Origin of the sequence: Amycolatopsis anabasis (assembly GCF_009765355.1) — a bacterium.
Lineage (GTDB): Bacteria > Actinomycetota > Actinomycetes > Mycobacteriales > Pseudonocardiaceae > Amycolatopsis > Amycolatopsis anabasis.
In genome coordinates, this window is the sequence record NZ_VTHK01000011.1 from 86,706 (window position 1) to 108,126 (window position 21,421).

20 protein-coding genes are annotated in these 21,421 nt (G+C 69.7%); 8 read left to right on the forward strand and 12 right to left on the reverse strand.

Annotation, left to right across the window (positions count from 1 at the left end):
• Positions 1–199 precede the first annotated feature (199 nt).
• Positions 200–1,702: a 30S ribosomal protein S1 gene (gene rpsA / locus FXO23_RS16685; RefSeq protein ID WP_158885804.1), complete on the reverse strand. Its 1,503-nt coding sequence runs from the start codon at positions 1,700–1,702 to the stop codon at positions 200–202.
• 285 nt (positions 1,703–1,987) lie between these two features.
• Here rpsA and FXO23_RS16690 point away from each other — a divergent pair, with 285 nt between their 5' ends.
• The 6 genes from FXO23_RS16690 to FXO23_RS16715 all read left to right on the forward strand — a co-directional run bounded on the left by FXO23_RS16690 (position 1,988) and on the right by FXO23_RS16715 (position 7,984).
• Entirely contained in the window at positions 1,988–2,857 is an 870-nt protein-coding gene (locus FXO23_RS16690) for a class I SAM-dependent methyltransferase (protein WP_158885806.1), read from the forward strand.
• Positions 2,857–3,762 carry a GNAT family N-acetyltransferase gene (locus FXO23_RS16695; RefSeq protein ID WP_158885808.1) on the forward strand — a complete coding sequence of 302 codons (906 nt, stop codon included), beginning with the start codon at positions 2,857–2,859 and terminating at the stop codon, positions 3,760–3,762. Before FXO23_RS16690 ends, FXO23_RS16695 begins: the two co-directional genes overlap by 1 nt.
• 11 nt (positions 3,763–3,773) lie before the next feature.
• Entirely contained in the window at positions 3,774–4,697 is a 924-nt protein-coding gene (locus tag FXO23_RS16700; RefSeq protein ID WP_158885810.1) for a GNAT family N-acetyltransferase, read from the forward strand.
• A 127-nt stretch (positions 4,698–4,824) separates the two neighbouring features.
• Entirely contained in the window at positions 4,825–5,496 is a 672-nt protein-coding gene (locus FXO23_RS16705; protein WP_158885812.1) for an ATP-binding cassette domain-containing protein, read from the forward strand.
• Entirely contained in the window at positions 5,493–7,385 is a 1,893-nt protein-coding gene (locus FXO23_RS16710; protein WP_158885814.1) for a YhgE/Pip domain-containing protein, read from the forward strand. The genes FXO23_RS16705 and FXO23_RS16710 overlap by 4 nt, the downstream gene beginning before the upstream one ends.
• A complete protein-coding gene (locus FXO23_RS16715; RefSeq protein WP_158885816.1) occupies positions 7,382–7,984 on the forward strand; it encodes a TetR/AcrR family transcriptional regulator in 603 nt (200 codons plus the stop codon). Before FXO23_RS16710 ends, FXO23_RS16715 begins: the two co-directional genes overlap by 4 nt.
• On the opposite strand, the gene FXO23_RS16720 is transcribed toward FXO23_RS16715, so the two are convergent.
• From FXO23_RS16720 to FXO23_RS16730, 3 genes are all read right to left on the reverse strand, one after another.
• A complete protein-coding gene (locus FXO23_RS16720; protein ID WP_246257364.1) occupies positions 7,981–8,577 on the reverse strand; it encodes a Rossmann-fold NAD(P)-binding domain-containing protein in 597 nt (198 codons plus the stop codon). The two genes, FXO23_RS16715 and FXO23_RS16720, sit on opposite strands and share 4 nt — an antisense overlap.
• A 93-nt stretch (positions 8,578–8,670) precedes the next feature.
• Positions 8,671–9,123, reverse strand: coding sequence for a VOC family protein (locus FXO23_RS16725; protein ID WP_158885818.1), 453 nt, complete (start codon positions 9,121–9,123; stop codon positions 8,671–8,673).
• Positions 9,124–9,155: 32 nt separating this feature from the next.
• On the reverse strand, positions 9,156–9,596 hold the full coding sequence (locus tag FXO23_RS16730) for a helix-turn-helix domain-containing protein (RefSeq protein ID WP_158885820.1): 441 nt from the start codon (positions 9,594–9,596) through the stop codon (positions 9,156–9,158).
• A 160-nt stretch (positions 9,597–9,756) separates the two neighbouring features.
• Between FXO23_RS16730 and FXO23_RS16735 the strand changes: the two genes are divergently transcribed.
• Complete coding sequence (locus tag FXO23_RS16735) at positions 9,757–11,028, forward strand: DNA glycosylase AlkZ-like family protein (RefSeq protein WP_158885822.1); 1,272 nt, start codon at positions 9,757–9,759, stop codon at positions 11,026–11,028.
• Here the strand turns inward: FXO23_RS16735 and FXO23_RS16740 are convergent.
• Both FXO23_RS16740 and polA read right to left on the reverse strand, forming a co-directional pair.
• Positions 10,981–11,922 (reverse strand): hypothetical protein, encoded by a 942-nt coding sequence (locus FXO23_RS16740; RefSeq protein ID WP_158885824.1) that lies wholly within the window; start codon positions 11,920–11,922, stop codon positions 10,981–10,983. The genes FXO23_RS16735 and FXO23_RS16740 overlap by 48 nt on opposite strands.
• A gap of 86 nt (positions 11,923–12,008) precedes the next feature.
• Positions 12,009–14,741, reverse strand: a complete 2,733-nt coding sequence (polA, locus tag FXO23_RS16745) for a DNA polymerase I (RefSeq protein WP_158885825.1) — start codon at positions 14,739–14,741, stop codon at positions 12,009–12,011.
• An 84-nt stretch (positions 14,742–14,825) separates the two neighbouring features.
• Between polA and FXO23_RS16750 the strand changes: the two genes are divergently transcribed.
• Positions 14,826–15,266 (forward strand): PaaI family thioesterase, encoded by a 441-nt coding sequence (locus FXO23_RS16750; RefSeq protein ID WP_158885827.1) that lies wholly within the window; start codon positions 14,826–14,828, stop codon positions 15,264–15,266.
• A 61-nt stretch (positions 15,267–15,327) separates the two neighbouring features.
• Here the strand turns inward: FXO23_RS16750 and FXO23_RS16755 are convergent, their stop codons facing one another.
• The 6 genes from FXO23_RS16755 to FXO23_RS16780 all read right to left on the reverse strand — a co-directional run bounded on the left by FXO23_RS16755 (position 15,328) and on the right by FXO23_RS16780 (position 21,251).
• Positions 15,328–16,041: an ABC transporter ATP-binding protein gene (locus FXO23_RS16755; protein WP_158885829.1), complete on the reverse strand. Its 714-nt coding sequence runs from the start codon at positions 16,039–16,041 to the stop codon at positions 15,328–15,330.
• A complete protein-coding gene (locus FXO23_RS16760; RefSeq protein WP_158885832.1) occupies positions 16,028–16,957 on the reverse strand; it encodes an ABC transporter ATP-binding protein in 930 nt (309 codons plus the stop codon). Before FXO23_RS16760 ends, FXO23_RS16755 begins: the two co-directional genes overlap by 14 nt.
• The gene (locus FXO23_RS16765) at positions 16,954–18,078 is read right to left on the reverse strand and encodes a branched-chain amino acid ABC transporter permease (protein WP_158885834.1); all 1,125 of its coding nucleotides are present in this window, start codon (positions 18,076–18,078) and stop codon (positions 16,954–16,956) included. The genes FXO23_RS16760 and FXO23_RS16765 overlap by 4 nt, the downstream gene beginning before the upstream one ends.
• Entirely contained in the window at positions 18,075–19,088 is a 1,014-nt protein-coding gene (locus FXO23_RS16770; RefSeq protein WP_425484871.1) for a branched-chain amino acid ABC transporter permease, read from the reverse strand. Before FXO23_RS16770 ends, FXO23_RS16765 begins: the two co-directional genes overlap by 4 nt.
• Positions 19,089–19,176: 88 nt before the next feature.
• Complete coding sequence (locus tag FXO23_RS16775; protein WP_158886082.1) at positions 19,177–20,367, reverse strand: branched-chain amino acid ABC transporter substrate-binding protein; 1,191 nt, start codon at positions 20,365–20,367, stop codon at positions 19,177–19,179.
• Positions 20,368–20,633: 266 nt separating this feature from the next.
• A complete protein-coding gene (locus FXO23_RS16780; protein ID WP_158885836.1) occupies positions 20,634–21,251 on the reverse strand; it encodes an ANTAR domain-containing response regulator in 618 nt (205 codons plus the stop codon).
• Between the last annotated feature and the right edge of the window lie 170 nt (positions 21,252–21,421).

The window sequence follows — 21,421 nt, forward strand, 5'->3', positions numbered from 1 at the left end:
CCGCCATCCGGACACGCCACCCCCGTGCCTGAACGTGCGACTCGCTTGCCCGAGTGTTGATTTCGCTGTCCCGAACGTGCAACTCACTTGCCCGAACGTGGATTTCGCCTGCCGGAACGGGGAAACGCGCGCACGAAAACGGCGGCCCCGGTTCGTGGGAACCGGGGCCGCCGTTGGGGTACTGGCTAGCGGGCGTGGATCACGCGCCGCCGGACAGCTTCTCGCGGAGGGCGGCGAGCTGCTCGTCGCTGGCGAGGGTGCCACCGCTGCTCTTCGAAGCGGAGTCGGACGGGGCGGAGGTGTAGCTCTGGTCGCCACCGCCTTCGCCGCCGGTCGCACCCTCGGCCGCGGCCGCCGCGTCGGCCTCCGCCGCCTTGGCGACCTGCTTCATGTGGGCCTCGTAGCGCTGGTGGGCCTCGGCGTACTGCCGCTCCCACTCCTCACGCTGCTTGTCGAAGCCCTCCTGCCACTCCTGGGTGTCCGGGTCGAAGCCCTCCGGGTAGATGTAGTTGCCCTGCTCGTCGTACTCGGCGGCCATGCCGTACTGGGTCGGGTCGAACTCGGCGTCCGGGGACACGCCCTCGTTGGCCTGCTTGAGGGACAGCGAGATCCGGCGGCGCTCCAGGTCGATGTCGATGACCTTGACCATCACGTCGCCGTTGACCTGGACGACCTGCTCCGGGATCTCCACGTGGCGCTCGGCCAGCTCGGAGATGTGCACCAGGCCCTCGATGCCCTCCTCGACGCGGACGAACGCGCCGAACGGGACGAGCTTGGTGACCTTGCCCGGCACGATCTGGCCGATCGCGTGGGTGCGGGCGAACTGGCGCCACGGGTCTTCCTGGGTGGCCTTCAGCGACAGGGACACGCGCTCGCGGTCCATGTCCACGTCCAGCACCTCGACCGTGACCTCCTGGCCGACCTCAACGACCTCGCTCGGGTGGTCGATGTGCTTCCAGGACAGCTCGGAGACGTGCACCAGACCGTCGACGCCGCCGAGGTCCACGAACGCGCCGAAGTTGACGATCGAGGAGACGACGCCCTTGCGGACCTGGCCCTTGGCGAGCGCGTTGAGGAACTCGCTGCGCACCTCGGACTGGGTCTGCTCCAGGTAGGCCCGCCGGGACAGGACCACGTTGTTGCGGTTCTTGTCCAGCTCGATGATCTTCGCCTCGAGCTCGCGGCCGACGTACGGCTGCAGGTCGCGCACCCGGCGCATCTCGACCAGCGACGCGGGCAGGAAGCCGCGCAGGCCGATGTCCAGGATCAGGCCGCCCTTGACGACCTCGATGACGGTGCCCTTGACGGGCTCGTCCTTCTCCTTGAGCTCCTCGATCGTGCCCCAGGCGCGCTCGTACTGCGCGCGCTTCTTGGACAGGATCAGGCGGCCTTCCTTGTCCTCCTTCTGGAGAACGAGGGCTTCGACCTCATCGCCGACGGTGACAACCTCAGCCGGGTCGACATCGTGCTTGATGGAGAGCTCACGCGAGGGGATGACACCCTCAGTCTTGTACCCGATGTCGAGCAGCACTTCATCGCGATCGACCTTGACGATGGTGCCCTCGACGATGTCGCCATCGTTGAAGTACTTGATCGTCTTGTCGATGGCGGCGAGGAAGTCTTCCTCCGACCCGATGTCGTTGACCGCGACCTGCTGGGTCTGCGCGGCGGACGTCGGGGCGGTGGTGGTGTCGGTGGTCATTAGGCGGGTAGCTCCGGTAACGGCTTGGGAATAGTGGGTTTGCAGTTTGCGTGCGCGGTGGGGCGTGCGGCAGCGAACCAAGCAATCGTCCACGAAGGAACGGCCGCAAGCATCCCCGCCAAACTGGTGCGCGACCCGGTTCCCAGCAACTGTCGCTGAGTGGAAGGTAGCGCGAACCCACTGCGCTAACAGGTATCCTACGCGGCTGCCCGCAGGCGGCACAATCAGGGTCCGCACTCCGTACCGGGTCGTCTATACGACACCGGCCTGGGCGACAATACTCGCGTGTCCCAGCCATCGCCCACGGGCGGCGCCGCGCCCCCGGAAGACCGCCACGCACGAGCGAACCAGTTGCTCGGCACCGCCGGCATCGCCTACCGCGACGTCACCGAGGGCGAGGCGACCGCCGCCAATCTGGCCTGGTGGGACGCGGACGCCGACGACTACCAGGCCACCCACGGCGAGTTCCTCGGCGACGCCGATTTCGTCTGGTGCCCGGAGGGGCTGCGCGAGGCCGAGGAGGCCCTGCTCGGCGACGTGCGCGGCAAGCGCGTGCTCGAGGTCGGCTGCGGCCAGGCGGCCTGCTCCCGGTGGCTCGCGGGCGCGGGCGCCCGGCCGATCGGGCTGGACCTGTCGGACGGGATGCTGCGGCACGCGCGGGCGGGCAACGCCCGGACCGGGCTCGACGTCCCGCTGCTGCAGGCGACCGCCGAACGGCTACCGCTGGCCACCGGCAGCGCGGACCTCGCCTGCTCGGCCTTCGGCGCGATCCCGTTCGTGCGTTCGATCGACGCGGTGTTCGCCGAACTCGCCCGGGTGCTGCGGCCCGGCGGCCGGTGGGTCTTCGCGGTGACCCATCCGATGCGCTGGATCTTCCCCGACGATCCCGGCCCCGCCGGGCTCACCGCGACCCAGCCCTACTTCGACCGCACGCCGTACGTGGAGACCGACGGCGAAGGCGCCGCGACCTATGTCGAGTACCACCGGACCCTCGGCGACTATGTGCGGGCGCTCACCGGCGCGGGCTTCCGGCTGGACGATCTGATCGAGCCGGAATGGCCCGAGGGCCACACCCGGGTCTGGGGCCAGTGGAGCCCGCTGCGCGGCAAGCTCTTCCCCGGCACCGCGATCTTCCGCTGCCACCTGGACGGGTAATGGATCCGGTGCGCGCGCAGTCGACCCGCTTCGCCGCCCTCGATCCGCTCCTCCCGCCCGCCCGCGAACCGCCGTCCGGCGACCGGCTCACCGCCCGGACCGCAGACGGGCGGGAAGTCTTCGGGGTGCTCTACCGCCGGGCGCACCGGTCCGCCGAGGCGATGTGGTCCCCGCCGGAGACCTGGGAGCTCACCCCGGTGCTCGGTGACACCGGCGGGCGCGGGCTGGACGCGCTGCTGACCGCGTGGCGCGCCCGGCTCCGCCGCGATCGGCCGGGCGCGGAGTCCGCCTGCGTGCTGGCGTGGCCGAGCCGGGACGCCGAAGCGGTCCGGGTGCTGCTGAACCACGGCCTGGTGCCGGAAAGCGCGCTCGCCGTGCGCGGCCCGGACCCGGCCGACGCCCCGCCCCGCGCCGATCTCACCGTGCGCGAGGCGAGCGCGGCCGATCTCGAGGAACTCGTCGATCTGGAGCTGGCCGAACTGCGGTACGCGGCGCTGCTCGGCCGGGCCAGCGTGCCCGCCGACGCGGCCGAGAAGCTGGCACCCGGCATCCGCGGCAACCTGAGCCGGGGCCGGGTGTGGCTCGCCGAACGCGGCGGCCTGACGGTCGGAATGGCGGCCTGCCGTCCGGTGTCCACGGTCGAGGGCAGCACGCTCACCGGCCGCCTCCCGGACGGGCGCTGGGGTTTCGTGCGCACGGTCTCGGTGGCCCCGGCGGCCCGCGGGAACGGGGTGGGCCGGACGCTGATGGCGGTGGCCCACCGGGAACTGAACGGCCCCGGCACCCGCGGTACGTTCTTGTTCTACAACCCGATCAACCCGCTGTCCCCGGTGTTCTGGCACCGGCAGGGCTATCGTCCACTCTGGACGATCTGGTCGATCGGACCGGCGACGGCTTTGCGGTAACGAGGAATCACGTGCAGGAATCACTGGTGGCCGCGCAGCGCGCCCGGTTCGCGGCGCTCGACCGGCTGCTGCCCGAGGCCGCCGGTCCGCCGGACGGCGACCTCCTGGAGGCCGCGACCGCCGACGGCACCCGGGTCGCCGCGGTGCTGCGGCACCAGGCATATCCCGCGGATTCGCCGGAACTGCTGTCGTCGGCGGCCGAGGTGTGGCAGCTGTTCCCCTTCCCCGGCGACACCGGGACCGCGGGGATGGACGCGCTGCTGCGCGCCTGGCGGAGCCGGATGGACGGCGAGCGGCCCGGCGCGAACTCGGCCTGCCTGGTGAACTGGCCCAGCCGGGACGCCGAGGCGATCCGGGCCTTCCTCGATCACGGGCTCGCACCGATCTCGGCGCTCGCCGTCCGCACCGGACCGCCCGAGCCGGACCCCGAGCCGCCCGCCGCGGCGGTCCGGATCCGCCGGGCCCGGGCCGCCGACTTCGACGCCGCGCTGAGACTGACGGTGTCCACTTTCGACTACACCGGCCTGGTCGGCAGCGCCGCCCCGGCCAACACCGCCGATTTGCTGGCGCCCGGATTGCGGCGCAGGCTGGACTCCGGTGCTCCGGTCTGGCTGGCCGAACGGGCCGGAACGCCGATCGGGCTGGCCGAATGCGGCTGGATCGAGGCCACCGCCGACTCGGCGGCGGCCGAACTCCTGCCGCTCGGCCGGTGGGGCTACGTCAACAACGTGGTGACCAGCCCGGAATGCCGGGGCGGCGGGGTCGGCCGCGCGCTGATGTCGGTCGTCCACGCCGAATTCCACCGGGAGGGAGCACGCGGCACGTACCTCTACTACAACCCGCCCAGCCCGCTGGCCTCGGTGTTCTGGCACCGGCAGGGCTACCGTCCACTCTGGACGATGTGGGAGGTACGCCCGGCTACCGCACTGCGCTGACTGAAGACCGGCGACCGCGGTCCGGACGTGATCACTCGGGAGGGTGAGATCACACTCGCCCGGCTTGCCGCTCCCCCAGCTCAGGACTTACTTTTAGACTGACCAGTCAGTTCAAAAGGAGTAGCCTGTGCAGGTACGAGCCGATCGCGTTTCCGTCCAAGGGCCGCACGGCACGCTGTTACCGCCGACGTCGCTCGCCCTCGGCGAGGGCCATCTGGCGATCCTGCACGGCGAGCCGGGTATCGGGATCACCGCCTTCGGCCTGGCGCTCGCCGGCCGGATCAAACCGACCACCGGCACGGTGACCGTCGACGGCGTCCACGACGACGCGAAGTTGCGGGAAAAGGTCGCGGTGGTCGACGCTCCCGGGGTCAGCGAGCCCGACGGCGCGCTGACGCTGCGCGTGGTCGTCGGCGAAGAGCTCGCCCTGGCCCAGCGGCCCGCGGGCGCCGACGCCGTCAAGCGCTGGCTGACCGAGCACGACGTCGGAGGCTACGCCGGCACGCGGTTCGAGAACCTCGCCGGTGCGCTGCGCACCCGTCTGCTCACCGAGCTGGCCGCGACGCGGAAGGGCGTCCGGATGCTCGTCCTGGACACCCCCGACCGGCACACCAGCGAACTCGAAACCTGGTCGATGCTCGCCCACGAACACGCCGAGCGCGGCCTCGCCGTCGTCGTCCTGACCGCGACCACGCCGATCGGCGCGCTGCCCCAGCCGCCCGCGCGCGTCGGCGAACACGACCAGCCCGAGCCGCGGCTCTGCCTCGAAGCCACCACCCCGTCTGGAGAGAACGCATGAGCAGCATCCGGATCGCCGTCAACGAGCTGCGGCGGCTGACCGCGGGCACCCTGCCCAAGCTCGCGATGGCCGCGCTGATCCTGGTCCCGCTCCTGTACGCGTCGTTCTACCTGTACGCCAACTACGACCCGTACGGCCGCCTGAACAAACTGCCCGCCGCGGTGGTCACCAGCGACACCGGTGCCGATGCGAACGGCCAGCACCGCAACGTCGGCCGCGAGGTGACCGACGAACTGGTCTCCTCCGGCACCTTCCAGTGGCACGAGGTGTCCGAGCAGGAAGCCCGGGACGGGGTCCGCAACGACAAGTACTCCTTCGCCATCGGCATCCCGCGCGACTTCTCCAAGGCGCTGCTGTCCAGCGGGAACTTCGAACCGCAGCAGGCGACCGTCACGCTCACCACGAACGACGCCAACAACTACCTGGCCGGCACGATCGCCAAGCAGGTCGCCGAGCAGGTGCGGAAGACCATCGCGGAGAAGGTCGGCAGCGAAGCCGCCGACCGGTTCCTGGTCGGGCTGTCCACCATCTACGGGAAGATCTCCGAGGCGACCAACGGGGCGGGCAAGCTCGCGGACGGGGCGAACCAGCTCAAGTCCGGTCAGCAGCAGCTCGCCGACGGCGCCCAGCAACTCGCCACCGGCAGCGTCCAGCTCTCCGCCGGGCTGAACACCCTGCGCGACAGCACCGCCCAGCTCCCCGCGAAGTCCCGGCAGCTCGCCGACGGCGCGAGCCAGGTGGCCGCGGGCAACGCCCGGGTCGCCGAGGTCGGCGCGCTGCTCGCGGGTGGTTCGACCGATCTGCAGAACAGCCTCGACAACACCAACAACCAGCTGGCCCAGCGCCTGCGGCAGGACGGCTTCGACGAGCAGCAGGTCCAGCGGGTGCTCGGCGTCCTCGGCCAGCTCCGCGCCCCGATCGACAACGCCAACGCCAAGGTCCAGGACGCGAACGCCCAGCTCGCCAAGCTGGCCGACGGGTCCCGGCAGGTCGCCGACGGCGCCGCGCAGCTCGCCGGATCGGCGCCGACGCTGACCGGCGGCATCGCGAAGGCCGCCGACGGCGCGAACCAGCTCAACGGGGGCGCCGCCAAGCTCAACGAGGGCGAGAAGACCGCCCTGGGCGGCACCACCGATCTGGCGAACGGCGCGAACCAGCTGCGCGACGGCCTGCAGTCCGGGCTGAAGCAGATCCCGAATCCGGACGACCCGACCCGGGCGGCCACCGCGAACACGATCGCCGATCCGGTGGCGGTGCACGCGGTCGGCGAGGCCTCGGCGGGCACCTACGGCCAGGGACTCGCGCCGTTCTTCATCGCGCTCGCCACCTGGATCGGCGCGTTCGTGCTGTTCCTGCTGCTGCGCCCGCTGTCCACCCGGGCGCTCACCGCGGGCGCCTCGCCCCTGGGGGTGGCCCTCGGCGGCTGGCTGTCCTCGGCCGTGCTCGGCCTCGCGCAGGTGATCGTGCTGTTCGGCGCGGTGACCTGGCTGGTGGGCATCCACGTCGCCCATCCGCTCGGCGCGATCGGGTTCGCGTTCCTGGTCTCGCTTTCGTTCACCGCGATCGTGCACGCCCTGAACGCGTTGTTCGGCGCGGTGGGCAAGTTCCTCGGCCTGGTCCTGCTCGTGCTGCAACTGGTGAGCGCGGGCGGCACGTTCCCGTGGCAGACGATCCCCGACGCGCTGTACCCGTTGCACGTCGCGCTGCCGATGAGCTACGCGATCGACGGGTTCCGGCACCTGCTCTACACCGGCGCCGAACTGAAGATCCTCGGCGACGTCGGGGTCCTGGTCGCGTACCTGGTCGGCGGGATCGCGGTGTCCACCTTCGCCGCGTACAAGCGTCGCGTGTGGACGGTCAAGCACCTGAAACCGGAACTCGCGCTATGAGCGCACGGGCGGAGGCCACCAAGCAGAAGTTGTTCGACGCCACCCTGAAACTGGCCACCAGCCGGGGACTCGTCGGCCTCACCGTGGACGAGATCGCGGCCGAGGCCGGGGTCGCGAAGGGCACGGTGTACTACAACTTCGGCAGCAAGGACGCGCTGGTCGACGCGCTGCTGCGCTACGGCGTCGGCCAGCTCGCCGAGCGGCTCCGCGCCGCCGCCGCGGACCCCGATCCGGTCGTCGCGCTCGAGTCGCAAGTGGACGCCGCGCTGGTGTTCATCCGGGACTACCGGGGCTTTTCCCAGCTCCTGGTCAGCGAGATGTGGCGGACGCCCGGCCAGTGGCACGAGACGCTGACGCTGCTGCGCGAGGAGATCATCACGATCGTCAAGGAGCAGTTGCAGCGCATCGACGAGGCCGGGCGGCTGCCCGCCGGGGTGCGGATCCCGACCGCGGCCGCCGGGCTGTTCGGCACCCTGCTGGTGGTCGCGCTGGACTGGCAGGTGTTCCAGCCGCAGCGCTCCCGGGCCGAGGTCCGGAACTCGGTGATGCTGCTGATCCGGGGCGTGGCCGCGAACCCGGTGCTGGGCGGCGAAAGCTAGCGCACGAGTGGCCGGGGCTGGCCGATCTGGTGCACCGAGGTCGGCCGCCCCTCCAGCGCGCGGCGCACGGCGTCGAGCACGCCTTCGGTGATCTCGGCGTGGGTGAGGACCCGGGCGCCGTCCCATCCCGACCGGCTGCCCAGGAACACCTGCTGGGTCGGGTGCTCCACCAGGAGCGGATCCGCCTGGTCCGAGGTGCCGATGCCGATGCCGTCCCGGACCTCGACGATCGGCGCCTCCGCGGTCAGCAGGCGCTCGACCGCGCCGAGCACGGACCGGCGGTAGGACTCGTGCACCCACGCCACCAGCAGTTCGGCCGGTCCGCCCAGCGCGTGCTCGGCCCGCCGGGCCAGTTCCCGCGGGCGTTCCCACTGGGCCTCCACCCAGATCGCGTCCCCGGACCCGCCCGGTTTCCCGTTCGGGCGATGCCCCCGTGGCCGCGACGCGCGAAGCGCCGGTCTGCCTCCGGCGCGCGCGATCGGGTTGGGGCGGCGGCTCGGCAGCACCACCCGCCAGCCCTCCCCGATCAGCATCCGCGCGACCTCGTCCACCATGCCGGTTCCCCCCAGGATCAACGCTCTCCTGGCCGTCATACGGGCGACGCTACCGCGCTCACGGCACCGCCGCCGCGTGCCGCGAATCGGTTTTCGAACCGGAAACACACTGGTCACAACGGGGACATGCGATCAGCTCGGGTTGGGTTCGAAGCACCATTCCTTGTTCGGGTCGAACGCGCGGCGCTCGGTCAGGCTGAACCAGTTGCCCGAATCGTCGCGGAAGACCGCCTCGATCCCGTAGGGCCGCTCGGCCGGTTCTTGCAGGAAGGTCACGCCCCGGGCGGACAGCACCTCGTACGCCTTGCGGCAGTCGCCTGTGGACAGTGCGCCCGGGCCGATCGCCCCCTTGGCGATCAGTTCGCGCAGTTGCTTCTCCGTCTCCGGATCGTGCTGCGGCGGCCCGGGCTCCATCAGGATGATCTCCAGGTCCGGCTGCTCGGCGGGGCCCACGGTGAGCCAGCGGAACCGGTCCCCCATCAGTTCGTCCGCGCGCACCTGGAAACCGAGCTTCTCGGTGTAGAACGCCTTCGCCGAATCGTGGTTCAGCACGTAGATGCAGGAATGCGACATCGCATCGATCATGAATCCTCCTCGGTCGGGTTCCACCGAGAACGCTATCCGCGGTCCCCGTCCGCGGGCTTATCCGAAAGTCTGGTCTTCGGTCCCGGCCGGGTCCACATCATCAGGTAGCACCCGGGCACCGGCGGTGCGCCGGCCGAGCGCGCCTCGGCCCGGTACTCCGTCGGCGAGCTGCCCACGAGTTCGGTGAACCGGCGGCTGAACGTGCCCAGGCTGGTGAACCCGACGAGCAGGCAGATCTCGGTGACCGTCAGGTTCGCCGACCGCAGCAGGTCCTGCGCGCGTTCGATCCGCCGCCGGGTGAGGTAGGCGCCCGGCGTCTCGCCGTAGGCCGCGGCGAACAGGCGGAGGAAATGCGCGCGCGACCACCCGGCGACCGCGGCGAGTTCGGTGACGTCGACGGGGTCGGCGTAGTGGGCGTCGATCCAGTCCTTCGCACCCCGCAGCCGGGTCAGCGCCGCCACGTCCGTCCTCATGAGGCGACCTTAGACCCTGTTTTGGAGCCTGCTGGGTCGAAAAACAACCGGCCCGAACACTCACGACCCACCCACAAAGGGGACCGAAGACAGGCTCTTGGACGACGTGCCGGGTCGGTCACCTCGGCCTGGTTATATCCGCTGTGGATATAATGGTGCCATGACGACTGCGGTCTCCCTCGAGAAGTTGCGGGCGTGGTGGGCCCACCGGCAGGGTCTCGACGGCTCCCTGGACGGCGCCTCCCCGCACGACGTGCTGGCCCGCACCGGATGGGCCCGGTCGGTCGGCGGCTGCGGGCCCTACCTCGGACTCTTCGCCCGCGCCGGGCTCGACCGGGAGGCGGTCGACAAGGCGGTGGCGAATCTGGAGGTGCACGAGCTGCCCTCGGCCCGCGGCTGCACCTATGTCGTGCCCAGGCAGGACTTCGCGCTCGGTCTCGCCGCGGGCTCGGGCGCGCCGGACGGCGAGATCGCGGCCGCCGCCAAGCACCTGGGCGTGACGCGCGAGGAAATCGACCGGTTGAGTGACCGGATCGTCGCGGCGCTGGACTCCGCCGGGGAGCCGCTGGACCCCGCCGGCATCAAGCGCGCCGTCGGCGAGGCCGTGCGCAACCTGGGCGAGGCGGGCAAGAAGCGCGGCCTGACCACCACCCTGCCGCTGGCGCTCGGCCTGTTGCAGGCGCGGGGCAGGATCCGCCGGGTCCCGGTGAACGGGCGGTTGGACCAGCAGCGGTTCGGGTACGTGCCGTGGTCGCCTTCGCCGCTGACGGACGCCGAACCGGACCGCGGTGCCGCGCACGCCGAGCTCGCCCGGCGGTACTTCGGCTGGGCCGGTCCGGCGTCGCTGAAACACTTCCGGTGGTTCTCCGGGCTGACCGCGGCCGCGGCGAAGCAGGCGGTCGAACCGCTGGACCTGCGCCCGATCGAGGGCACCGAACTGCTGCTGCCGCCCGATCAGGTCGCCGCGTTCGAGAAGTTCACCGTGCCCCGCGCGGCCTGCTACGCGCTGGTCGCCTGGATCGACGGAATCCACCTGCTGCACCGGGATCCGGGCCGTCTGCTCGATCCGGGTGACGCGGCCCGGCAGTCCCCGGCGGCCAAACCCGGCCGCACCCTCGGCGACGAGTCCGATCCCCCGTGCTCGATCATCGTCGATCGCGGCCGCGTCGTCGGCCTGTGGGAATACGACCCGGACACCGAAGAGATCGTCTACCAGGCATTCGTCACACCAACCCCGGCGCTGCGGAAAGCCGTGTCCGCCACCCGGAACTACGTGCGCGACCAACTCGGTGACGCCCGGATGAGCAGCCTCGACTCGCCCAAGAGCCGGGCCCCGCGAATCGCCGCCCTGCGCGCGGGCCAACCCTTGGTCCACTGTGGACCGTTACCAGCCGATCGCCGGGTACCAGATGATTCCCGCGCGGCCGAGTGACCGCAGCACCCAGTAGAACAAGGTGAACGTCCCGCCCACCAGGAGCGCGCTGCCGGTGACCGTCGCGACCCGCGCGGGCCCGCGGGCGAACCAGCGCCGCAACCGGTCCCCGGCGACATAGGTGAGCAGCAGGAAGAGCACCACCATGAGCGCGATGTTGCCCGCCGACTGCAGGAGGAACGCCCCCGCGCCGTAGAACACGTTGTGGCTTTCCGCCGCGTCCCGGAACATGATCCGGAACAGCGGGTACGGGCGGCCGATCAGGAACCCGCCGATGAGCGCGCCGAGCAGGACCAGCGGGGCGTTCGGGTGCCGCCGGAAGGTCGCGGGAGTGCGCAGGACACCCGTGGAGATCAGGCCCAGCGCGAGGAACGCCAGCCCGATCACCCCGAACACCACCATGGACTGGATGCCGCGCGGGGACAGCCCGCCGCCGCCCGGCGTCGTGGCGAACTGCGGCATCCGGGTGCCGACCAGCGCGACCAGCACGCCGTACGCCGCGGAGACCGCCAGCGTGCCGACCGCGATCCAGCCCACCGGTTTGAGCGTCTGCCCGAGCCGCCGGCGGCCGGGCGCCTGCTCGCCGACGAGCGGCGCGACCGCGCCGAACGCCGCGACGTTGCACGCGGTGAAACTCCCCGCCAGCCCGGTCACGAAGGCGAACAGGGCGCCCGCCCACGCCCCGCTGATGGGGGTTTCCCTGGCGTCGTGGCCGAGGAGCGTGTTCGCCACGTTGTCCCCGATCACCCGGTCCACGAACCGGGCCGACCAGAGCACGGTGAGCGCGAAACCGGCGAGCACGGACAGCGCGATCAGCCGCGCTCGCCGGGACGGGTAGGGGCCGCCGCCGAACGCCGACGGCGTGGGCGACTGGGTGAGCGGCGTGGTGGCCATCTGTCCTCCCGCTGTGGGGACTACCCGCCCGGGCATCCCACAGCGACGCTAGCCACCGCCGGGCGCCGCCACCTCTCGCAGCGTGCCTAGTGCGCGGCGTCGTTCCAGGAGCGACCGAAGCCGACCGACACCTCCAGCGGCACGGCGAGTTCGTAGGCCGCACCCATTTCCTTGCGCACCAAGGCTTCCACCTCGTCACGCTCGCCCTCGGAGACTTCCAGCACCAGTTCGTCGTGCACCTGGAGCAGCACCCGGCTGCGCAGCTTCGCCTCGGACAGCCCGCGGTGCACGTTGAGCATCGCGACCTTGATGATGTCCGCCGCGCTGCCCTGGATCGGCGCGTTCAACGCCATGCGCTCGGCCATCTCGCGGCGCTGCCGGTTGTCGCTGTTCAGATCGGGCAGATAACGGCGACGGCCGAAGATCGTCTCGGTGTAGCCGACCTTGGCCGCCTCGCCGACGACGTTGTGCAGGTAGTCGCGCACCCCGCCGAACCGTTCGAAGTAGTCGTCCATCAGCTCGCGAGCCTCCTCGGTGGAGATCCGCAACTGCTGGGAAAGGCCGTACGCGGACAGGCCGTAGGCGAGCCCGTAGTTCATCGCCTTGATCTTGGCGCGCTGCGGGCCGGTCACCTCGGACGGCTCGACCGAGAACACCCGGGCCGCGGTCGCCGCGTGGAAGTCGAAGCCCGACTGGAACGCCTCGATCAGCGCCGCGTCCTCGGACAGGTGCGCCATGATCCGCATCTCGATCTGGCTGTAGTCCGCGGTCAGCAGTTCGGCGTAGCCCGCGCCGACCACGAACGCGTCCCGGATCCGGCGGCCCTCGTCGGTGCGGATCGGGATGTTCTGCAGGTTCGGCTCGGTCGACGACAAGCGTCCGGTGGCCGCGATGGTCTGGTACAGCGTGGTGTGGATCCGGCCGTCGTCGGCGACCGACTTGATCAGACCCTCCACAGTGGACTTCAACCGGGTGGCGTCCCGGTGCTCGAGCAGGTGCGCCAGGAACGGGTGCTCGGTCTTCTCGTACAGGGTCTGCAACGCCTCGGCGTCGGTGGTGTACCCGGTCTTGGTGCGCTTGGTCTTCGGCATGGCCAGCTCGTCGAACAGCACCACCTGCAGCTGCTTGGGCGAGCCCAGGTTGATCTGCTTGCCGATCACCCCGTACGCGTTCTCCGCCGCGTGCTTCACCCGGCCGCCGTAGTGCGCCTCGAGTTCGGTGAGCTGGTCGACGTCGACCGCGATGCCGGCGGCCTCGACGTCGGTGATGACCGTGAGCAGCGGCAGTTCCAGCTCGTCGAGCAGGGTGGCCGCGCCGATCTTGCCCAGCTCGCCCTGCAACGCCCCGGCCAGTTCCGCGACCGCGCGGGCCCGGACGAGTTCGGCCTGGACCAGTTTGCGATCGGCTTCCTCGGCCGCGCCGTCGCCGTCGAGCAGGGACAGCTGACCGTCGCCGTCGTCGCCGTCGGTCCGCAGCTCGCGCTGCACGTACCGCAGCACCAGGTCTTCCAGTTCGAACGACCGCTGCCCCGGCCGCACCAGGTAGGCCGCGAGCTCGGTGTCCATCGCGAGCCCGCCCAGCCGCCAGCCCCGGGCGAGCAGCGCGTGCAGCGGGACCTTCAGCGAGTGCCCGACCTTGGGCACGTTCGCGTCCGCCAGCCACGCGGTGAGCGCCTTGTCGTCCGCCTCGTCCAGCTTGGTCAGATCCAGGTAGGCGCCCTCGCCGTCGGCCGCGGCGAGCGTGATCGCGAGGACGTCGGCGCGGACCGACACGCCGGTCGTGCGGAAGGACAGGCCGACCGTCTTCCCCGGCGGCGCGTGCTCGGCCAGCCAGCCGGCCACCGCACCCGGGGCCAGCGCCTCGCCGCGCGCCTCGATCCCCGCCTCGGCTTCGGGTTCGGCGCTGGACAGGGTGGCGAACAGCCGATCGCGCAGCACCCGGAACTCGAGCTCGTCGAAGAGCCGGTGCACCGCGTCGCGGTCCCACGGCTTCAGCTCCAGATCGGCCGGGGTGTGCTCCAGCGGCACGTCCTTGACCAGCGAGGTCAGCTGCCGGTTGAGCATGACCGCGTCGAGGTGGGCGCGCAGCGCGTCACCGACCTTGCCCTTGACCTCGTCCACCCGGTCGATGAGGTCGCCGAGCGTGCCGAACTGCTTGATCCACTTGGCGGCGGTCTTCTCCCCCACCCCCGGAATGCCCGGCAGGTTGTCCGACGGGTCGCCCCGCAGCGCGGCGAAGTCCGGGTACTGGACCGGGGTCAGGCCGTACTTCTCCTCGACCGCGGCCGGATCGAAGCGGACCAGGTCCGACACGCCCTTCTTCGGGTAGAGCACCGTCACCGACTCGTTGACCAGCTGCAGCGCGTCGCGGTCGCCGGTGCAGATGAGGATCTGGTAACCGTTCGCGTCCGCCTGGGTGGTCAGCGTGGCGATGATGTCGTCGGCCTCGTAGTTCTCCTTGGTCAGCACCGGGATGCCCAGCACCCGCAGAACGTCCTGGACGAGCGCGACCTGCCCCTTGAAATCATCCGGGGTCGCCGACCGGGTGGCCTTGTACTCGGCGTAGGTCTCCGAGCGGAAGGTCTTGCGGGACAGGTCGAACGCCACGGCCAGGTGGGTCGGCTCCTCGTCGCGCAGCAGGTTGATCAGCATGGAGGTGAAGCCGAACACCGCGTTGGTGACCTGGCCGGTCGAGGTGCGGAAGCGATCGGCCGGTACGGCGAAGAACGCCCGGTAGGCCATCGAGTGGCCGTCGATCAGCAGCAGCCGCGGCCGCTGGGCTGTGTCTTTCGCAACTGAGGTGTTCTCGCTGGGGCTCACGGGGGCGAGTCTAGGGTGATACCCCGACACTCTTTCGTGAGCGTCCGCGCATGTGGGGGTGTCGCGCCGGAAAGGAAGCACGTTTTGCCCGAGCAGTTGTCCGAGAAGGATCTCGAGGAGTTCGCGGGGATCGACCCTGCCGTCGCAGACCAGCAGCTCAACGACAAGATCGGCCTGAAGCTGACCGAGGTCAGCGCGGAGCGGGTGGTCGGCACGATCCCGGTCGCGGGCAATCTGCAGCCGTACGGGCTGCTGCACGGGGGCGCGAACGCGGCGCTCGCCGAGGCGCTGGGCTCGATCCTGGCCGCCCTCAACGCCGGCGCCGACCGGATGGCGATGGGACTCGAACTGTCCTGCACCCATCACCGCGCGGTGCGGGAGGGGCTGGTCACCGGGATCGCCACGCCGGTGCACGTCGGCCGGGGCACGGTCACCGTCGACATCGAGATCCGCGACGACCGCGGCCGGCGCAGCTGCACGGCCCGCCTCACCTGCGTGGTCCGGGACCGGCCGCCGGGCGAGTAGGGGTCGTGAGCGTTCCGGCCGGTTCTAACCGGCCCAAACCCTCACGACCCCCAGTACCCGGTCAGCCGACGCCGAGGTAGGCCTCCTTGATGCTGGCGTCGGCGAGCAGTTCCTTGCCGCGGCCGGACTTGGTGATCTGCCCGGTCTCCAGCACGTAGGCCCGGTGCGCCCGGGACAGCGCCTGCTGCGCGTTCTGCTCCACCAGCAGCACGGTCGTGCCCTGCTCGTTGATCTCCGTGATGATCCGGAAGATCTGCTGGATGAACTGCGGGGCGAGCCCCATCGACGGTTCGTCCAGCAGCAGCAGTTTCGGCTTCGCCATCAGCGCGCGGCCGATGGCGAGCATCTGCTGCTCCCCGCCGGACAGCGTGCCCCCGGCCTGGGTCTTGCGCTCGTTGAGCCGCGGGAACAGCTCGAACACCCGGTCCAGATCGGCGGTGAGGTTCTTGCGGTCCTTGCGCGCGTAGGCGCCCATGTCCAGGTTCTCCAGGACCGTCATGCCCGGGAAGATCCCCCGGCCTTCCGGCGCCTGCGAGATCCCGCGCACCACCCGCAGATCCGCCCGCAGCCTGGTGATGTCCTCGCCCGCGAACCGGATCCGCCCGGCGGAAACCGGCCGGATCCCGGAAATCGCCCGCATGGTGGTGGACTTGCCGGCCCCGTTCGCCCCGATGAGGGTGACGATCTCACCCTCTTCGACGCTGATGGACAGCTCGGACACCGCCTTGATCCGTCCATAGTGGACGGACACTCCGGACAGTTCAAGCAACGTCATCGTCAGGCACTCCCAGGTAGGCGGCGATCACAGCGGGGTTCTCCCTGATCTCGGCCGGCAGTCCTTCAGCGATCTTCTTCCCGAACTCGAGCACCACGATGCGATCGGTCACGCCCATGACGAGTTTCATGTCGTGTTCGATCAGCAGGACGGTGTAGCCGTCGTCGCGGATCCGCCGGATCAGCCCCATCAGGTCTTCCTTCTCCTGGGGGTTGAACCCGGCGGCGGGTTCGTCGAGGCAGAGCAGCTTCGGCTCGGTGGCCAGCGCCCGCGCGATCTCCAGGCGCCGCTGGTACCCGTAGGGCAGGTTCTTCGCCTTGTCCGCCGCCCGGTCGGCGATGCCGACGAATTCGAGCAGGGCCATCGCCCGCTCGATCGCCTCCTTCTCCTCCCGGTGGTGGCGCGGCGACCGGACGAGCGCGCCGAGCACGCTCGTCTTGTGCCGCGCGTCGGTGCCCACCACGACGTTCTCCAGCGCGGTCATCTCGGCGAAGAGCCGGATGTTCTGGAACGTCCGGGCGATGCCGAGCTGGGTGATGCGGTGCTTGGCGGACTTGCCCAGCGGTTTGTCCTCCAGCAGCACCTCACCCGCACTCGGCCGGTACACCCCGGTCATCGCGTTGAAGCAGGTGGTCTTCCCGGCGCCGTTCGGCCCGATCAGGCCGAGGATCTCGCCGCGGCGGATCTCGAACGAGACCGCGTCGAGCGCGACCAGGCCACCGAACCGGACGGTCAGCTCCCGCAGTTCCAGCAGCGTCTGGCCGACGTCGACCTGGATCTCGCGATCCGGCGCGACGACCTCGGCCACCTCGGCGAAGTGCTGGGCGCGCTCCTCCGCGGTCATCCGCTCGACCTCGGCGACCAGGCCGCCTTCCGCGGGCACCTCCGGCCCGCCGTTCCCGGGATCGGTCGTCATGCTTTGCCTCCCCCGTTCTTCTCCACGACGAGCGCCGCGTCGCTGCTGATCTGTTCACCCTTGCCGATAAGCCGTTGATACGCCTGCCTGCCGAAGGCGAGCAAGCGCTGGCGGGCGCCGAGCAGGCCCTGCGGCCGGAAGATCATCAGAATGATCAGGGCGACGCCGAAGATCAGGTACTTGTACTCGGCGATCACCAGGAACCGCAGCGGCACGTAGGCCACCACGAACGCACCGAGCAGCACGCCGACCTTGTTCCCCGAACCGCCGAGGATGACCGCGGCCAGGAACAGCATCGAGGTGACCACGTCGAACTTCTGGTTGTTCACGAAGCCCAACTGCCCGGCGTAGAGCGAACCGGAGAGCCCGCCGATCGCCGCGCCGATGACGAACGCCCAGATCTTGAACTTGAACGTGGCCACACCCATGATCTCGGCCGCGTCCTCGTCGTCGCGGATCGCGACCCAGGCCCGGCCGACCCGGCTCCGCTCCAGGTTCCCGACCAGGAGCAGGACCACGATGATGACCGTGACGCACAGCCAGTACCACGGTGTGCCGTCGGTGTTGTTGAACAGCGGGCTGCCGTCGGCGTTGGTCCCCGGCGGCTGGCCGACCTCCTGGAAACCCTGGTTGCCGCGCAACGGGTCGACGTTGTCGGCCAGCAGGCGGACGATCTCGCCGAAGCCCAGCGTCACGATGGCGAGGTAGTCGCCGCGCAGCCGCAGGGTCGGCGTGCCCAGGATGATCCCGAAGATCATGGTGATGCCCATGGCGATCGGGATCACCGCGAGGAAGGGCAGCTTGGCCAGCGACGAGTCGGGACTGGTGAACAGCGCCGCGACGTAGGCGCCGATCGCGAAGAACCCGACGTAGCCGAGGTCGAGCAGGCCCGCCTGGCCGACCACCACGTTCAGCCCGATCGCGATCAGCGCGTACCGGGCCACCTCGAACATGGCGATCGGGAAGTCGTAACCCGGTTCGGTCGAGATGATCGGCGGATTGAGCACCGGCAGCAGGTAGATCAGGACGACCGCGGGGATCAGGATCGCCCACTGCTGGGGCCGGTTGAGGTTGTTCCACCATTCCCCGAGGGAACGGCGGGATTTGACCGCGGTCGTCATGCCCTTGCCTTCCCTAGAGATTCACCGAGGATGCCGGTCGGACGGAACATGAGAATGAGCACGAGCAGCACGAAAGCCACCACGTCGCGCCATTCGCCGCCGAACAGCGACTGGCCGTAGTTCTCCACGAGCCCGAGCAGCAGGCCGCCGAGCAGCGCGCCGCGCAGGTTGCCGATGCCGCCGAGCACGGCCGCGGTGAACGCCTTGATGCCCAGGATGAAACCGCCCTGGTACCAGGCGCCCTGCGGGAACTTCATCATGTAGAACAGCGCCGCCGCACCGGCCAGCAGCCCGCCGACGAGGAACGTCAGCATGATGACGCGTTCCTTGTTGACGCCCATCAGCGTCGCGGTGTCCGGATCCTGGGCGACCGCCCGGATTCCGCGGCCCAGCCGGGTGCGGTTGACGAAGTAGTCGGCGATGAACCACAGCAGCACCGAGGCGATCACGATGACGATCGTGATGTTGGTGACGCTCGCGCCGAAGATCTCGAAGACCTCCTGCGGCTTGAGCAAGCGGATCGCCTGTTCGGCGTTGCCGCCGCGCCAGATGAAGATGAGCTGCTGGAGCACGAACGACGCGCCGATCGCGGTGATCAGGAAGACCAGCCTCGGGGCGCCGCGGTTGCGCAGTGGGCGGTAGGCGATCCGTTCCAGGGCGACCGCGGTGCCGCCCGAGATCGCCATCGCGGCTATCAGCGCCAGCGCCAGGAAACCGATGAGTTCGATCAGGGGGAGCTCGGGCGTGGCACCCGGCCGGAAGCCGAGCCCGAAGAATGTGAACCAGGTGGCGTAGGCGCCGTAGACGAATACTTCCGAATGCGCGAAGTTGATGAGTTTCAGAACGCCGTAGACCAGGGTGTATCCGAGTGCCACCAGGGCGTAGATGCTGCCCTGGGACAGGCCTTCGACGGTGTTGTTCCAGAACTGGTCACCGAGGGCGCCGACGTCGAACTTGATCCAGCTGTCGTCTTGTGCGAACAGCGCAGGTAACTCGTGGTGAATGAACACACTCGTTCTCCATGTGGAGCCGGGGCGCCCATCCGGCGGGATCAAGCCGCCGAACGCGCGCCCCGGCTAACCAAGAATCGGACCGAAGTCAGTTGTCCTTGATCTCGGTGTTGCGGACGATTTTCCCGTTTTCGACCTTGTAGGTCCACACCGTGGTCTTGGCCAACTCGCCCTTGTCGTCCCACTTGAAGTGCTTGGTCAGGCCCTGGCCGTCGTAGTTCTTGACGAAGTCGAGCAGACCGGCGCGGTCGACCTTTCCGGCGTCGATGCCCTTGAGCAGGATCGTCGCGAGGTCGTAGCCCTCGGGCGAATAGGTGCCCGGCTCCTTGCCGCCGGAGATCGCCTTGTAGCCCTCGTTGAACTCCTTGAACTGGTCGGCCGGCACGCACGGGCAGGTGAAGTAGGCCTTGGCCGCCGCGTCCCCGGCGCCCTTGACGAACTCGTCGTCCTTCACGCCGTCCGGCGCGACGAACTTGGCCTCGACACCGGCGTTGGCGAGCTGCTGCGCGAACGGCGCGGCCTCGCGGTAGTAGCCGGAGTAGAAGATGGCCTGCGGGTTCTCGCTCTTGATCTTGTTCACCACGGCGGCGAAGTCGATCTGCTTGGACTTGACCTTCTCCTGGCAGGTGGCTTTGTCCCCGAGCGCCTGCTTGATGGCGTTGGCCAGGCCGACGCCGTACTCGGAGTCGTCCTCGACCACGCACACCTTGGTGGCCTTGAGCTCGCCGGTGATGAACTTGGCGGCGGCCGGTCCCTGGGTGTTGTCGTTGCCGAGGCCGCGGAAGAACGTCTTCCAACCGTTGGTGCTCAGCGCCGGGCCGGTCGCCGACGGGGTCACGCTGACCAGGCCCGCGGAGTTGAAGATGTTGCCGGCAGCCTTGGACTCACCCGAGAACGGGAGGCCGACCACGCCGATGATTTCCTTCGTGTTCGCGATCTGGGTCACCGTGCCGGGCGCCTTGTCGGCCGCACCCTCGGTTTCGAATTCCTTCAGCCCGACCTGGCATTCCTTGTTGGCGTTGTTGTGCCGCTCGACGGCGACCCGCACCCCGTTCAGGATGTTCTGGCCGAGCGCGGCGTTGTCGCCGTTGATGGTGCCGGCGTACGCGATCGAAACCGGCGCGCACTTGGCCTTGCCGTCGCCGGCCGGGTCCGCGGCGTTGGCCGCCTGTTCCGGGGCCGCCGCCTGGGACTGGTTGCCCGAGTTGTTGTTCCCGGAACCACCGTCGTCACGCGCTGCACATGCACCGAGGGCGATCGACGCCGCCGCGGCCAGCACGAAAGCTCGCGTGAGTCGTGCTCTTGACACTCGTTCCTCCAAATGCCGACGAGCCGCTTGAAAAGCGGCAGTCCCTGCCAGGGACCTGACTTGGCCGCTGAACGTAGCCGTCCAACGGGGAGTTGCACAGGTTCACTCGTGTTCTTGTTTCCACATCGTGACGGTGGTCACGAGAGTTACCCAAAGATTCCCACCCGATCGTCAGTAGCGACCATCGGGTGATCACGGTGAGTGAACGTGTGCTCGCCGGCAAGGCGAGGAGAGTGCTACTTTTGGCCGATACTTTCCACGACCGCTTCTGCGACGGCCTTCATCGTGGTACGGCGATCCATCGCGGTGCGCTGGATCCAGCGGAACGCCTCGGGCTCGGTGAGGCCCTGCTGGGTCATCAGGAGACCCTTGGCGCGGTCGATGGCCTTGCGGGTTTCCAGCCGGTCGGTGAGCCCGGCGACCTCGGATTCCAGGGCTTGCAGCTCGGCGAACCGGCTGACCGCGAGTTCGATGGCGGGCACCAGGTCCCGCTTCGCGAACGGTTTGACCAGGTAGGCCATCGTCCCCGCGTCCCGCGCGCGCTCGACCAGATCGCGCTGGCTGAAGGCGGTGAGGATGACGACCGGGGCGACCCGGTCGCCGGTGATCTTGGAGGCCGCCTCGATGCCGTCCAGCTTGGGCATCTTGACGTCGAGGATCACCAGATCCGGTTTCAGGTCATTGGCCAGTTTGATGGCCTCTTCCCCGTCGCCGGCCTCGCCGACCACCTGGTAGCCCTCCTCGCGGAGCATCTCCACGAGATCGAGCCGGATCAGCGCTTCGTCTTCGGCGACGAGCACCCGGCGCTGCGGCTCGGTGGCGACTGCGCCGGCCTCGGCAGCCTGTTCGGTCACCGGGGTCCTCCTGCGTGCTCGACGGGATCGGAAAGTGCGGCGTACCGCGAACCAAAAGCCTACCGGGAACGATCCAGCTCCACAGATGGCGTTCACCACGTGACCCCGGCCCGCCGAGCCGGTGTGTCACGGTGGCGCGGGGCGCGCCGGGAGTGGTACAGCAACCCCGG